12 protein-coding genes are annotated in these 14120 nt (G+C 65.7%); 3 read left to right on the forward strand and 9 right to left on the reverse strand.

The window, feature by feature from the left end:
• The first annotated feature begins 3 nt into the window (after positions 1-3).
• Together ACRVY7_RS09225 and ACRVY7_RS09230 are read left to right on the forward strand one after the other, a co-directional pair.
• Positions 4-1212 carry an aminotransferase-like domain-containing protein gene (locus ACRVY7_RS09225; RefSeq protein WP_431817063.1) on the forward strand — a complete coding sequence of 403 codons (1209 nt, stop codon included), beginning with the start codon at positions 4-6 and terminating at the stop codon, positions 1210-1212.
• 48 nt (positions 1213-1260) lie between these two features.
• Positions 1261-2451, forward strand: a complete 1191-nt coding sequence (locus tag ACRVY7_RS09230; protein WP_431816829.1) for a M20 family metallopeptidase — start codon at positions 1261-1263, stop codon at positions 2449-2451.
• Here ACRVY7_RS09230 and ACRVY7_RS09235 read toward each other — a convergent pair.
• The 5 genes from ACRVY7_RS09235 to ACRVY7_RS09255 all read right to left on the reverse strand — a co-directional run bounded on the left by ACRVY7_RS09235 (position 2402) and on the right by ACRVY7_RS09255 (position 7252).
• Positions 2402-3025 (reverse strand): TetR/AcrR family transcriptional regulator, encoded by a 624-nt coding sequence (locus ACRVY7_RS09235; RefSeq protein WP_049699997.1) that lies wholly within the window; start codon positions 3023-3025, stop codon positions 2402-2404. The two genes, ACRVY7_RS09230 and ACRVY7_RS09235, sit on opposite strands and share 50 nt — an antisense overlap.
• Before the next feature lie 98 nt (positions 3026-3123).
• The gene (locus ACRVY7_RS09240; protein WP_049700116.1) at positions 3124-4518 is read right to left on the reverse strand and encodes an MFS transporter; all 1395 of its coding nucleotides are present in this window, start codon (positions 4516-4518) and stop codon (positions 3124-3126) included.
• An 80-nt stretch (positions 4519-4598) separates the two neighbouring features.
• Complete coding sequence (locus ACRVY7_RS09245; RefSeq protein ID WP_049699998.1) at positions 4599-5285, reverse strand: GntR family transcriptional regulator; 687 nt, start codon at positions 5283-5285, stop codon at positions 4599-4601.
• 15 nt (positions 5286-5300) lie between these two features.
• On the reverse strand, positions 5301-5798 hold the full coding sequence (locus ACRVY7_RS09250) for a DUF3830 family protein (protein WP_431816830.1): 498 nt from the start codon (positions 5796-5798) through the stop codon (positions 5301-5303).
• The gene (locus tag ACRVY7_RS09255) at positions 5795-7252 is read right to left on the reverse strand and encodes an amidase (RefSeq protein WP_431816831.1); all 1458 of its coding nucleotides are present in this window, start codon (positions 7250-7252) and stop codon (positions 5795-5797) included. The genes ACRVY7_RS09250 and ACRVY7_RS09255 overlap by 4 nt, the downstream gene beginning before the upstream one ends.
• Positions 7253-7325: 73 nt before the next feature.
• Here ACRVY7_RS09255 and ACRVY7_RS09260 point away from each other — a divergent pair, with 73 nt between their 5' ends.
• Positions 7326-8150: a maleate cis-trans isomerase family protein gene (locus tag ACRVY7_RS09260; protein WP_431816832.1), complete on the forward strand. Its 825-nt coding sequence runs from the start codon at positions 7326-7328 to the stop codon at positions 8148-8150.
• Here ACRVY7_RS09260 and ACRVY7_RS09265 read toward each other — a convergent pair.
• The 4 genes from ACRVY7_RS09265 to kdpB are packed head-to-tail and all read right to left on the reverse strand — an operon-like array spanning position 8035 to position 14103.
• A complete protein-coding gene (locus tag ACRVY7_RS09265) occupies positions 8035-8805 on the reverse strand; it encodes a response regulator (protein ID WP_431816833.1) in 771 nt (256 codons plus the stop codon). The two genes, ACRVY7_RS09260 and ACRVY7_RS09265, sit on opposite strands and share 116 nt — an antisense overlap.
• Complete coding sequence (locus tag ACRVY7_RS09270; RefSeq protein WP_431816834.1) at positions 8802-11330, reverse strand: DUF4118 domain-containing protein; 2529 nt, start codon at positions 11328-11330, stop codon at positions 8802-8804. The genes ACRVY7_RS09265 and ACRVY7_RS09270 overlap by 4 nt, the downstream gene beginning before the upstream one ends.
• Before the next feature lie 30 nt (positions 11331-11360).
• A complete protein-coding gene (locus ACRVY7_RS09275) occupies positions 11361-11984 on the reverse strand; it encodes a potassium-transporting ATPase subunit C (protein WP_431816835.1) in 624 nt (207 codons plus the stop codon).
• Between the two features lie 7 nt (positions 11985-11991).
• Positions 11992-14103 (reverse strand): potassium-transporting ATPase subunit KdpB, encoded by a 2112-nt coding sequence (kdpB, locus tag ACRVY7_RS09280; protein ID WP_231894035.1) that lies wholly within the window; start codon positions 14101-14103, stop codon positions 11992-11994.
• Between the last annotated feature and the right edge of the window lie 17 nt (positions 14104-14120).

Below are 14120 nucleotides of genomic sequence, written 5' to 3' on the forward strand. Positions count from 1 at the left end.
ACCATGAACTACACGCTCCCGCTCGCCGGACGCGCGAAGGATCTCGTCGGCTCGATGATCGATTCGTCGACGTCCCTGCTGGCCTCTCACACGCACGACATCGTGCGCTTCGCGATGGGCTCACCAGCGGACGAGGCTGTCCCCGCTGCGGAGTTCCGGCAGATCGCCGGTGAGATCCTCGACAACTCGTCGTTCACCTACGGCGCCACCGAGGGAGAACCACGGCTGCTCCAGCTCCTCGTCGACTACCTCGCCACCACACCCGACCCGTCGAGCCTCGATCGCCTCGTCATCACCACCGGCGGCATGCAGGGCCTCGACCTCGCGTCCAAACTGTTCGTCGACCCGGGCGACCTCGTCGTCGTCGAATCACCCACGTACACCAATGGCAGTGCCACGGCGCTGTCGTACGGCGCGCAGCTTCTCGAAGTGCCCGTCGACGACGACGGCATGCAGGTCGACACCCTCGAAGACCTCGTCTCCCGCACCCGACGCACCCCCAAGGCGATCTACACGATCCCGACGTTCCAGAACCCGTCGGGCGTCACCCTCTCCGAGGAGCGTCGACGCGAGCTGTTGCGGCTGGCGCACGAGTGGGGCGCCGTCATCATCGACGACGACCCGTACGGTCTCCTGCGCTTCTCCGGCGACGACGTCCCGACGTTCCAGACCCTGTCGCCGCACGATCCGCTGATCTTCTCGGTACGGACGTTCTCCAAGATACTGGCGCCGGGCTGGCGGGTCGGATGGGTCGACGCCGATCCGTCGCTGCGCCAACTGCTCATCAACGGCAAACAGGCGATGGACACCTGCACCAACGTGCCCAACCAGCACATCGTCGCCGAGTACATCGCGCGCGGCGGACTCGAGGATCACCTCGCCGGCCTGCGGGTTCTCTACCGCGAACGCAGGGACGCGATGCTCGATTCGGTCGAGCGCCATTTCGGCGACCGCGTGTCGACGACGCACCCCGAGGGCGGCTTCTTCCTCTGGCTGACCCTGCGCGGCGAGTTCGCCGAGATCGACACCCGCGAACTGTTCGAGACCGCTCTTGCCGACGGCGTCGCGTTCATCCCCGGTCCCGCACTGTCACCGACAGGCCGGTTCCGCAACGCCCTGCGTCTGTGCTTCGCGTCGAGCACGCCCGAGCGCATCGACGAGGGAATTCGACGTCTCGCCGGAAGCTGCGAGAGGATGACACAGAACAGATGAGGTAGCTGAGGTCGGTATAGCCAGCCGACAATCACGAAGGGGATTCCAGTGACGGCGAGCGAGTCCGACGCGGTGGTGGCCCGGATCCGTCCGGACGAGATCGTCGCGCTCACCAGAGCTCTGGTCGACGCCCCGAGTGAGAACCCGGGCGGCACCGAGGCCCTGGCCGTCGCAGTCCTCGAAAATGCTTGCCGCGATGCCGGTTTCACTGTCACCACCCATGAGGTGACGCCCGGCCGACCCAACCTCATCGCGACGCTACCCGGCGGCGACGGGCCAGGACTGATGTTCCTCGGCCATTCCGACGTCGTCCCGGCCGGCCCTGGCTGGACCGGCGATCCCTACCGCACCCGGCTGTCCGACGGCGTGCTGACCGGGCGCGGCACCGTCGACATGAAGGGCGGATTGGCCTCGGTCGTCGAGGCGATGTCGGCGTTGGCGCCGCTGGCCGCGCAGGGACGACTCTCCGGTCCGGTGCAGTTGGTCTGCACAGTCGACGAGGAGGAACACGGCGCGGGCGTCCGCGACCTGGTGGCCAGCGCCGACACCTCCCGCGACTTCATCGGTTGCGTCGTCGCCGAACCCACCGATCTGGTCGTCGTCCGCGGGTGTCGCGGGGCGTCGTATCTGGAGATCGACATTCGGGGCAGGGCCGCCCACTCCGGTCGCCCCGACGACGGCCGCAGCGCGATCTACGCGGCGGCGTCGATCATCGACATCATCCGGGCCGACCACGAGGCGATGACCGCGGGCGCCGCAGGTCTTCTCGGCTCTGGAACCTGGAACGTGGGGACGATGAGCGGCGGGCAGGGCATCTCCGTCGTCGCGCCGATGGCAGCCCTCGGCGTCGACCGCAGACTGATGCCCGACGAGAGCGCGGAGGCCATCGCCGACTGGCTGCGCGGCCGAATCGCCGCCGCAGGCATCGAGTCCGACGGCATCGAGGTCGACGTCGCGGTCACCATGGAGATGCCTGGCTTCGAGACTCCTGCCGACCACACACTGGTCACCGCAACCGTCGACGCGCTGAACTCACTCGACGCCCAGACGTCCGTCGGCGGCTGGACCGCGGCGTGCGACGGCGGTTTCGTCAGTCGCGACCTCGGCATCCCGGCGATCGTCTGCGGTCCGGGCAACATCAACACCCAGGCCCATCAGCCGGACGAATCCGTCGCGGTCGACGATCTGGTCACTGCCGCACGGGCTTACGCGTTGGTGGCGCTGGAACTGCTCGGCTGACGCCGACCGCCCCGAGCACAGCGCGCACCGTCGAACGCACCCGCGCGTCGACCTCAGCCGGAGAGCTTTCGGGGAACTTTCCGCCGAGGTACAAGAACGCCAGCCCGTGCACCAGCGCCCACATCGCGGTCGCAACCTCTTCCGGCTCTGCCGTCGAAACCGTAGCGGCGACAACGGTATTCAGATACCCATGGATCGCCTCGACGGCCTCGACCCGATCCGGGCTCGTCGGGTCGCACCGCTCGGCGAACATCGCGCGGAACAACCCCGACCGCTCCAACGCGAACCGCACGTAGGCGACGGCGATGTCGGCTACATCGTCGACGCTCGACGGCGACTCGCTCGCCGCTCTCAGCCGCGCAGTCAGCTCGCGATAGCCCACCGCAGCAACGCTCGAGACCAATGCCTCACGGTCAGCGAAGTGCCGGTAGGGCGCCGCGGGTGAGACGCCCGCGCGCCGTGCGACAGCGCGCAACGACAACTCGGCAGAGCGGTCCTCGTTGAGCAACTCGATCGCCGACTGCACCAGCGCTGCGGCGAGATCACCGTGGTGATACGACTCGGGCCTCGACATATGCCAGATTCTATCGCTGGTCGAGCCGCCGCAGACCGTCAGCACTGCACGTCGGAGCCGGTGTCAGCGCGTGACGACCGAGCCGGTGTCCGCGCGTGTCAGCGCGAAGTCACCGCCGTGGAGCTCTCCGGAACCGTGATGTCCTCGGTCCGCTCGGGAATCTCGGTGCCGCGCAACGACGCTCCGGCCGTCTCCTTCAAGAAGATCAGCGCCACCATGCCGATCGCGCACGCGCCCATCATGTAGACGGCGGGAAACAGGTTCCAGCCCGTGTCGTTGACCACCGCTTCGTTGACGAGCGGTGCGGTACCGCCGAACGCGGCGGTCGCCACGTTGTAGGAGATCGCGAAGCCCGCGTAGCGCACCTGAGTGGGGAACATCGCCGGGAACGTCGCGGAGATGGTCGAGAGCTGGGGCACATAGAACAGTCCCAGGATCACGAATCCCACTATCGCCCAAGCGAATCCCTTACCCATCAACCAGTAGAGCGGTATCGCGAATACGAAGAGTCCGATGAGCGAGAACCACCACATCGGTTTACGCCCGGTCTTGTCCGACGCCGCTCCGAAGAACGGGATCACCACCATCATCGCGAGCTGACCGATGAGCACCACCGTCGAACCCGACGACTCCGACAGCCCGATCGTCTCCTTCAGGTACGTCGGCTGATACGCCAGCAGCGTGTAATTCGCGACGTTGAGTGCGATCACCATGCCGAACATGATCAGGATCGGCTTCCAGTAGTTGCTCAGCAGATCCTTGAAGCGGGTGTAGGCGCTTCCGGTGATCTCGTCGCGCTTGTCCAGCTCCTGGAACACTGGGGTGTCTTCCAGCTGCGAGCGCAGATACAGACCGATCAACCCGAGCGGCAGCGCAATCAGGAACGGAATTCGCCAGCCCCACGTCTGCATCTGCTCGTCGGAGAGCAACAGCTCGAGGAACAGAACGATCGCGGTGCCCGCGCTGAACCCGGCGAGTGTGCCGAACTCCAGCAGCGATCCGTACTTGCCGCGCTTGTTGTCCGGCGCATACTCGGCCATGAACGTCGCAGCACCGCCATATTCGCCGCCGGTGGAGAAGCCCTGAATCACGCGCAGCGCTATCAACAGAATCGGCGCCCAGATCCCGGCGACGGCGTGTGTCGGAAGGACACCGATCAGCGCAGTGGCACCGGCGATCAACAGAATCGTCATGGCCAGCACGGACTTTCGTCCGATCCGGTCACCAATGGGACCCCAGATCATGCCGCCCAACGGGCGTAGGACGAATGAGATCGCGAACCCGAGCATGGTGCCTATCGAGCCGAGCGACCCCGGGAAGAATGCTTGCGTGAGGTAGGTGGCGGTCGCGGCGTAGACGCCGTAGTCGTACCACTCTGTTGCGTTGCCGATCGCCGACGCGCCAATTGCTTTGCGGAGTAGAGCTTTTCCTTCTCGCGACTCGGGGTCGGGTGCGAGATCCTCATAGGTTGCCGAGGAGTTTGCCGTAGCCATCTGTGCCTTCCTGGGTGGACTCGGGGCCAGTGTGTCTTCGCGCTGACTCACATCGGTGGGCGGTGATCAGTACACGTCGTCTAGAGCAGTCGGCGGAGACCGTCTCTCATGTGTTCGATCATCAGCTCGTCGGCCGCCTTCGCATCTCCAGCCGCGATGGCGTCCACCAATGCCTGGTGTTCGTCGGTACGTTCCTTTCCCGAGGAATACGTTCCCCGCATCGCGCGTAGACACATCTTCGTTTCCACGAGGATCGTGCTGTGCAAGCGCGACAATCGTTGACTCCGCGCGTACTCCACCAAAGTCTGATGGAACCGCATATCCGCTTCGGCCATGTCTTCGCCGTTCGGATCGTCGATATGACGACGCATCAACGCAACCACGTCGGTGAGAGCTTGCACCGCCGCAGGGTCGCCGTGTTCGATCACCTGCTCTATTGCCGCACGTTCAACGGCCGTCCGGGCGATGTACATGTCCCGGATGTCGTCGTCATCCATCGAGACGACGAACAAGCCTCGGTTGCGGTGACTCACCAGCAACCCTTCTGCAGTCAGGCGTTGCATCGCCTCTCGCAGTGGCCCCCGACTCACTCCCAGGTCTGCTGCGAGACCCGCTTCGGTCAATTGTGAACCGGACGGAAAGTTACCGTTCGCAATCGCATCGTGCAACTTTCTGGCGATGATCGCAGGTGTCGACTCCTGCTCGATCGGTTCGAGAACCCTACGGCGACCTTCCGATCGAGTTCGCTCCATTGTCATCGTGACCATCCTCTTCTTCGTACTCTATGCACGCGCAAATGTCAGGGTTTCGCCGCGCGCGCCGCCCATCCAGATGTCGTTGCATGCCGCGGCGAACTCGACGAGACCATCGGTGATGGTGGCGAACACATTTCCGGGAACCCATCCGACATCCCCGTTGACCAGCAAGTTGTTTCGACCATAGAAGACTGCAAGGTCGATGAGCAGTGAGTGTTCCGACGGCGCGGCGCCGGATTCGTAACCGTAAGCGGGATTGTCCAATACACCGTCGAAGGTGAAATAGCAAAGGTCGCCCGGTATCGGTGTGACCGTCGTGTTCTCCGGTCCCGGTTCATGCGCCGCGAACGCGGGCGCCAACGTGTAGATCTCGTTGCGCGCAAACTTGCCGTGAAAGACCTGACCCCCCAACGGCAAAGCGTCCCACACCGCGGCTGCGGTGCGCGGCGCCTCGGCGTCGAGCAGTCTCGCCCTGGCGCTGACATCGCGCGATGTGAGGCTGACGATGATGAAGCGATCGGTCACGAGCCATCTCGACTTTCGTTGAGGTGAGCAGACTTTCGTCGAAAGTCTGCATCTGCGAGCGTGCCGACGTTCGCGACCGACTCATATGCCGCAGCCACACGCAGCACTGTCGCGTCGTCGTGGCGTGCTCCCACGATCTGAATGCCAGTGGGCAGCAGCGGGTCCCGCGCAAACCCGCTCGGCACCGTGATCGCAGGTTGGCCGGTGAGATTGAACGGATAGCTGTACGGCGTCCACGACGTCCAGTCCTGCGACGACGAACCTGCAGGCACGTCGACGCCCGCCTCGAATGCGACGGACGGCATCGACGGTGTCACCAGAACGTCGTAGTCCTCGTGCAGTGCACCCATCTGTGTACCCATTGCCATTCGCAGCGCAGTGGCATCCACATAGTCGGCCGCACTGAAGTCGTGGTGACGTTCCAGTGCCGCAAGCAGTTTCGGGTCGACGCGATCCCGCAGGGCAGGGTCCAGAGCCCCGACCACCGCGGCCGCTCCCGCGAACCACACCGTGTGGTACGCCCAGACCGGATCGTCCCACCCGATGTCGACCTCGTCGACCGTGGCTCCGAGGTCGCGTAGAACGCCGACCGCAGCCTCGGTATTCGACTGCACCGCAGCATCATTGACGACATAGCCGAGGTCGGGACTGTAAGCGACGCGGACGCCGTCCAAACCCCGCGCGCCTGCGATGATCTCCGGGGCGACAGGTTGCGGCGTCGGCCCCGCCGACCAGTCGCGCGAGTCGAAACCACTGATGACGTCGAGCAACAACGCGCAGTCGACGACGCTGCGCGTCATCGGTCCGACGTGTGCGACCGGCGCGAACGGACTCGGCGGATACATCGGCACCCGGCCGAGCGTCGGCTTGAGTCCGACGACTCCGCAGAACGCAGCCGGAATACGAATCGAGCCGCCACCGTCGGTGCCGACCGACAGGGGCCCGAGTCCCGACGCGAGGGCAGCGGCACTACCTCCGCTCGAACCGCCAGACGTCCGATCGGTCGACCACGGATTGCGCGTGATGCCGGTGCGGGGGCTATCGGTCACGCCTTTCCAGCCGAACTCAGGCGTCGTGACCTTGCCGAGTGGCACGGCTCCCGCCTCGCGCAGTCGTGCCACCGCTGGAGCGTCGACATCAGATCGTTGTGTGTCAGGGCTCAGCGTCAACGAGCCGCGCAGCGTCGGCCAACCCTCGGTGAGCAGGAGATCCTTGATCGACACCGGTACGCCGTCGAGCGGACCGATGGGCGTCGACGCGGCGTAGCGAGCCGCCGATTGGCGTGCGGCAGCCATCGTCGTGTCCGGGTCAACGACGCAGAAGGCATTGATCTCGGCGTTCACCTGCGGGATGGTGTCCAGTAACTCGGCAGCGACGTCGACAGGGCTCAGCAATCCACTGCGGTAGGCGTCACCGAGCTCCGACGCCGACATCGTGCGCACTGAGTCCTGCATGGTCACCTCCGGTTCCGATACGGTGAGAACAACAATTGTTTGATTGTTGACAATCTAGTCGGGAGGTCAACCCGTGACAACCGCTATCACCGCGGTCCTCTACCCGGGACACGCGGCCGAGGACGACTACCAGCTCATCGAGGACGCACTCGGCCCGTCGATTCGCCTGCCCGTGGTGATCACCGAGATCGACTCCGACGACCACACCGTCGGCGCCATGCGGGCTGTCGGCGAGTCCGACCGACTGCTCGACGGCGCACAGCGCGCACGCACGCACGACCCCGCAGCGTTGATGTGGGCGTGCACCTCGGGCAGCTTCCTCTACGGGTGGGAGGGCGCACAACGGCAGGCCGCGCAGTTGTCCGAGGTTGCGGGACTACCCGCATCGTCGACGTCGCTCGCGTTTGCCGAGGCGTGCAGAGCGCTCGGAATCGACTCGGTCGCGGTCGCGGCGAGCTATCCGAGCGACGTCGCCGCGGGATTCACGACGTTCCTCGCCGGCGCGGACATCGAGGTGGTCGGCATGCGCGCCAACGACATTCTGACCGCGACCGACGCCGGGTTCATCGACGGCGACACCCTGTTCGACATGGTCGTCACCGCCGATCAGCCTGCGGCACAAGCCATCCTGATTCCCGACACCGCACTACACACGGCAACCTGGATCAACGACCTCGAGGCGCAGGTGGGTAAACCGGTCCTCACCGCGAACCAGGTGACCGCCTGGGAGGGTGCGCGGCTGGCGGGCGCAACCCCGCGCTCCGACAAGCTGGGCGCGTTGTTCAGTCAGACACTGCTTCTTCAGACCCAGCCTGTTCAGACTCCGCCTGATCAGACCCAGCCTGCTCAGGTGCCGAGTGTCCCCGTACGAAGCGATACCCCATCCCGGCCTCGGTGAGCAGATGCACCGGATGCGCCGGGTCGTCTTCGAGTTTGCGGCGCAGACTGGCCAGGTACACGCGCAGATAGTTGGTCTGGTTGAGGTACTTGGGACCCCACACGGTACTCAGGATGTCCTTCTGCCCCACCAGTTTTCCCTCGTTGCGCACGAGCAGTTCGAGAATCCCCCACTCGGTCGGCGTCAGGTGGACCTGCTCACCGTGGCGCGACACCTGCTTCGCGCTGAGGTCGACCACGAAGTCTCCCGCGTCGACGACCGGCACCTCCGACGCATCCGGTGCAGCGACTCCACGACGCACCGCTGCACGCAGTCTCGCCAGGAACTCGTCCATCCCAAAGGGTTTCGTGACGTAGTCGTCGGCACCCGCGTCGAGCGCAGCCACCTTATCGACCGATTCGCCGCGCGCCGACAACACGATGACCGGCACGTTGGTCCACCCGCGCAATCCCTCCAGAACCGTGAAGCCGTCGATGTCGGGAAGCCCGAGGTCGAGGACAACCACCTGCGGGTTGACCTTGGCTGCCGCGGTCAGCGCCGCGGTTCCCGTCGACGCCGTCGTGACAGCGAAACCACGGGCGCTCAGATTGATTCGCAAGGCCCGCAACAACTGTGGTTCGTCGTCGACAACGAGAACTCGGATTCCGTCGGTCATGACTCGTCGTCCTCCGCCGGAAGTGAGACGACCATCGTGGTGCCGCCGCCCGGTGTCTCCTCGACACCGAGCGTGCCGCCGATCGCGGCGGTAAACCCCTGCGCGACAGACAGACCCAGCCCGACGCCGCCGTCGGCACCGTTGCGGTCGCCACCCTGAACGAAGGCGTCGAAGATCTGCCCGCGTCTGTCGGCGGGAATCCCGGAGCCGTGGTCGATCACACGAATGACGGTACGCGGCATACCGTCGTCGTCGGTCTCGGACTCTGCCGTGACCTCGACACCGGCGCCACCTCCCCCACCGTGGCGCACCGCGTTGTCGATCAGGTTGGCCAGGACGCGTTCGAGCAGTCCACCGTCGGTGTATGCCCACATCGCGTGGAAGGTGAAGGCGATCTCCGGGATGGGCCCACCGACCCAGCTCACCGCGGTCGCTGCACGGTGCACCACCTCGACGAGGTAGGTGCGCGCGAGTCTTGGCCGCACGGCACCTGCCGCGAGCCTCGACGAGTCGAGCAGATTTCCGACAAGCGCCGACAGATGGTCGACCGACTCGTCGATTGTCTCGAGGAGTTCTGAGGTGTCCTCCGGGCTGAATGTCACGTCGCCCGCACGTAGGCTCGAGACCGCGGCTTTCGCGCCGGCCAACGGTGTGCGCAGATCGTGGCTCACCGCGGACAGCAGTGCACGACGCATCTCGTCGGTCTGGGCCAGTGCACGTGCCTCGGACGCCTCTCTTTCGAGTCGACGACGCTGCACCGCGCCGGCGGCCTGGATTGCCACCGACGTGAGTACTCGTCGATCCCGACCGCCGAGTTTCGGCCCGCGCAACAGCAATTCGTACTCTCCACCGGGGACCGGGCAGATCGTATCGGCGTCTTCGGCGCGCTGCGGCGGGTCGTCTCCGACGGCGGCGTCGACGACGCGTCGACCATCCGCTTTGTGCACCACCGACACCGCGGCCTGGTCGTAGGTCTCACGCACGCGCTGCAGCAGTGCCGACACGTCAGCCCCGCCGAGCACGGCGTCGGAGAACAGCGCCAGCAACTCGGCGTCACGGCTCGCCAGGCTGGCTTGCCGACGCCTGCTCGCGGCCGAATCGACCAGTGCGGCAACCGCTATCGCGATCACCAGCATGACAAGGATGGTGATGAGATTGTCGGGCTCGTTGATGGTGAACGTGAACCGTGGGTTGGTGAAGAAGTAGTTGAGCAGCAGGCCGGCCACCACCGCCGACAATGCCGCAGGCCCGATGCCGCCCAACAGCGAGACCGCGAGCACCGTCACGAAGAACAATGCCGACTCGCTGGCGAACCCCAACCAACGGTCCAGGACGGCGAGTATGACCGTCATGATCACCGGCACCACGACCGCCGCGACCCAGCTCAACGGACGATGGAAGCGCGTGTCGCGAATGTCGAGCCGGTTTCGACGACGCGTCTCGTCGTGGGTGACCATGTGGACGTCGATCTTCCCGCTGTGCGCAACGACATTCGCGCCGACGCCCTCGTCGAAGAGTCGTTGCCAGCGCGGGCGGCGCGACGTACCCAGCACCAACTGCGTCGCGTTGACGCCGCGTGCGAAGTCGAGGAGCGTCGACGGGATGTCGTCGCCGACGACGGTGTGGATTCGCGTGCCGAACCCTTCGGCCAACTCGTGCAGCCGGGACAGTTCGGCAGCGGGCGTCCCGACGAGTCCGTCTCCGCGGACCACATGCACCACAACCAGTTCCGCGCTCGACCGTGACGCAATGCGACTCGCTCGACGCATAAGGGTCGCGGATTCGGGTCCACCGGTGATCGCGACCACCACGCGCTCGCGTGCTTCCCACGTGTCGGTGATCGCGTGCGCCGCGCGGTAGTCGGCGAGATTGTCGTCGACGCGGTCGGCGAGCCACAGTAGTGCCAGTTCGCGCAGGGCCGTCAGATTTCCCTGGCGGAAGTAGTTCGAGAGCGCCCCGTCGATGCGTCCGGCCGGGTACACCTTGCCCGCGCTGAGTCGTTGACGCAGCGCCTGCGGGGCGATGTCGACCAACTCGATCTCGTCAGCGGCACGCACCACGGCGTCGGGAACGGTCTCGCGCTGGATGACACCGGTGATCTGTGCGACGACGTCGTTCAGACTCTCCAGATGCTGCACATTGACCGTTGTCAGCACGTCGATGCCCGCGTCGCGCAACTCCTCGATGTCCTGCCAGCGCTTGGCATTTCGCGATCCGGGAGCATTCGTGTGCGCCAGTTCGTCGACGAGTGCGACGCGTGGGGCACGCGCCAGCACGGCGTCGATATCCATCTCGTCGAGGACGGCCCCGCGATACACCTCCTCGCGGCGCGGAATCTCCTCGAGACCATCGGTGAGAGCCGCGGTTGCCGAGCGCCCGTGCGACTCGACAACCGCGATCACCACATCAACACCCTCGTCGGCGAGACCTCGTGCATGCGAAAGCATTTCGTAGGTCTTGCCGACTCCGGGCGCACACCCGAGGAAGACTTCGAGTCGTCCCCGGGTGTCAGCACCTGAACCCATGGAACTGAGTCTAATCAGCGCGACCGGCGATCACTTGCACACCGTGTGACCCAGCGCGAGGTTCACCTCGAGCACATTGACGCGCTGCTGCCCCAGGAATCCGAACTGCCGACCCGACGTGTGAGCGTCGACGATCTCACGGACGGCAGCCTGCGACTTTCCGCTGTTCCGGGCGATCCGCGGGATCTGGATCGCTGCGTATTCGGGGCTGATCTGCGGGTCGAGGCCCGAGCCGGAACCCGTCACGGCGTCCGCGGGCACCGCCGACGGTGCGACGCCCTCACGCTCGCCGATCAACGCGCGGCGCGCGGTGATGTTGTGCGCGAGCGTCTCGCTGTTGGGGCCCTGATTGCTCGCGGCCGAGGCCGACGGATCGCCGGTGGCCATCGGATCGTCGGCCGAGCCGAGCACCCGTGCGTGCAGATAGCTGTCGGGAGTCCCAGCGGGTGCCTTCGGATCGACCCCGATCAGCGACGACCCGGCGTTACAGCCCTTGGCGTCGGTCACCTGCGACCCCTCTGCTGAGTTCGACCCGATGCGCGATGCCGCCCAGACAACCGTCGGATAGGCGACGCCGAGGATCACTGTCAGCGCCACGAGCATCGCGAACGCGACGGCACACTGCCGGAGGAATCCGGACGTGATGGTGTTCATGCTGCGATTACCCCATTCCCGGGAGGAAGCGGACGACGAGATCGATGAGCCAGATCCCCACGAAGGGGGTGATCACACCGCCGACGCCGTAGACGAGTAGGTTGCGCCCCAACAACTTCGACGCCGAGCTGGGTCGGTACCGCACACCACGCAGCGAGAGCGGGATCAACGCGACGATGATGAGCGCGTTGAACACCACCGCCGACACGATCGCCGACTGTGCCGAGTGGAGCCGCATGATGTTGAGCGTGTCGAGCTGCGGATAGATGCTCACGAACATCGCAGGCAGGATCGCGAAGTACTTCGCGAGGTCGTTGGCCAGCGAGAACGTGGTCAGTGCGCCGCGAGTGATCAACAGCTGTTTGCCGATGGCCACGATGTCGATGAGCTTGGTCGGGTCGGAGTCGAGGTCGACCATGTTGCCGGCTTCCTTCGCCGCCGACGTTCCCGAGTTCATCGCCACACCGACGTCGGCCTGCGCGAGCGCGGGGGCGTCGTTGGTGCCGTCACCGGTCATCGCGACCAGTCGTCCACCCGACTGCTCGGCACGGATCAGTGCCAGCTTGTCCTCCGGTGTCGCCTCGGCGACGAAGTGGTCGACGCCTGCTTCGGCGGCGATCGCCTTCGCGGTGAGGGGGTTGTCGCCGGTCACCATGACCGTGCGGATACCCATCTCACGCAATTGCGCAAAGCGTTCTGTCATACCGGGTTTCACGACGTCCGACAGTTGGATCACACCCAGCACACGCGGCGTCTCGTCGTTGACGGCCACGACCAGGGGCGTACCTCCGCCGTTCGAGATCTCGGCGACCCGTTCGGTCACCTCGACCGGCATGTCGCCACCGAGCTTCGTCACCCAGCGCGCGACCGCGTCGGCGGCACCCTTGCGGTACTCGACGACGGGGCCGGGACCCGTGCGTACATCGATGCCACTCATACGCGTCTCCGCGGTGAAGGGCACGACCTCGAACTCGGGATGCTCGTGACCACGCGTCGCGGCAAGCGCTTCCGCGTCGGCGGGCACCACATCGTGCTCGTCCAAACACAATTCGACGATGCTGCGGCCCTCGGGAGTGTCGTCGGCGAGACTGCAGCGGTAGGACACCTCGGCGAGCTCGGCCGTCGAGGTGCCCGGGCCGGGGAAGATCTCGGTGGCTCGACGATTACCGAAGGTGATGGTGCCGGTCTTGTCGAGCAGCAGGGTGTCGATGTCGCCCGCGGCTTCCACCGCACGGCCCGACATGGCGAGCACGTTGCGCTGCACGAGCCGGTCCATGCCCGCGATACCGATCGAGCTGAGCAGCGCACCGATCGTCGTCGGGATCAGGCAGACGAGCAGCGCGATCAGCTTGATCGCATCGGGACTCTGGCCCGCATACTGCTGCATCGGCCCGACTGCGACCACCGCGAGCAGGAAGATCAGCGTCAGGCTCGCGAGCAGGATGTCGAGTGCGATCTCGTTCGGCGTCTTCTTGCGCGACGCACCCTCGACGAGCGCGATCATCCGATCGACGAAGCTCTCTCCGGGCGCGGCGGTGATCTTGACGACGATCCGGTCGCTGAGAACCACCGTGCCGCCCGTCACCGCGCAGCGGTCGCCGCCGGACTCACGCACCACCGGAGCGGACTCGCCGGTGATGGCCGACTCGTCGACCGTCGCAATGCCGTCGACGACGTCGCCGTCGCCCGCGATCACCTCACCGGCCTCGACGACGATCAGATCGCCGACCCGCAGGGCCGTTCCCGAGACCTGCGAGATCGAACCACTCTCGTCGAGTCGACGAGCCAAGCTGTCGCGCTTCACCTTTCGCAGTGAATCGGCCTGTGCCCGACCGCGGCCCTCGGCGACGGCCTCGGCCAGGTTGGCGAAGAGCACGGTGAACCACAGCCACGCCGCGATCAGCCAGGCGAACCACGACGGCCGCCAGATCGCGAGCACCGTGGTCACGATCGACCCGATGTACACGACGAACATGACCGGATTGCGCGCCTGGTCGCGCGGGTTGAGTTTCCGCAGTGCCTGCGGAACCGACGTGATGAGCTGACGAGGATCGAACGAGCCGCGCGAGACCAGTTGTGTCTCCTCACGCTGTTCGACCGTCGCCTCCTCGGGTGTCACATCGGATTCGATGGTGT

Source organism: Gordonia jacobaea, assembly GCF_965344965.1.
Classification (GTDB): domain Bacteria; phylum Actinomycetota; class Actinomycetes; order Mycobacteriales; family Mycobacteriaceae; genus Gordonia; species Gordonia jacobaea.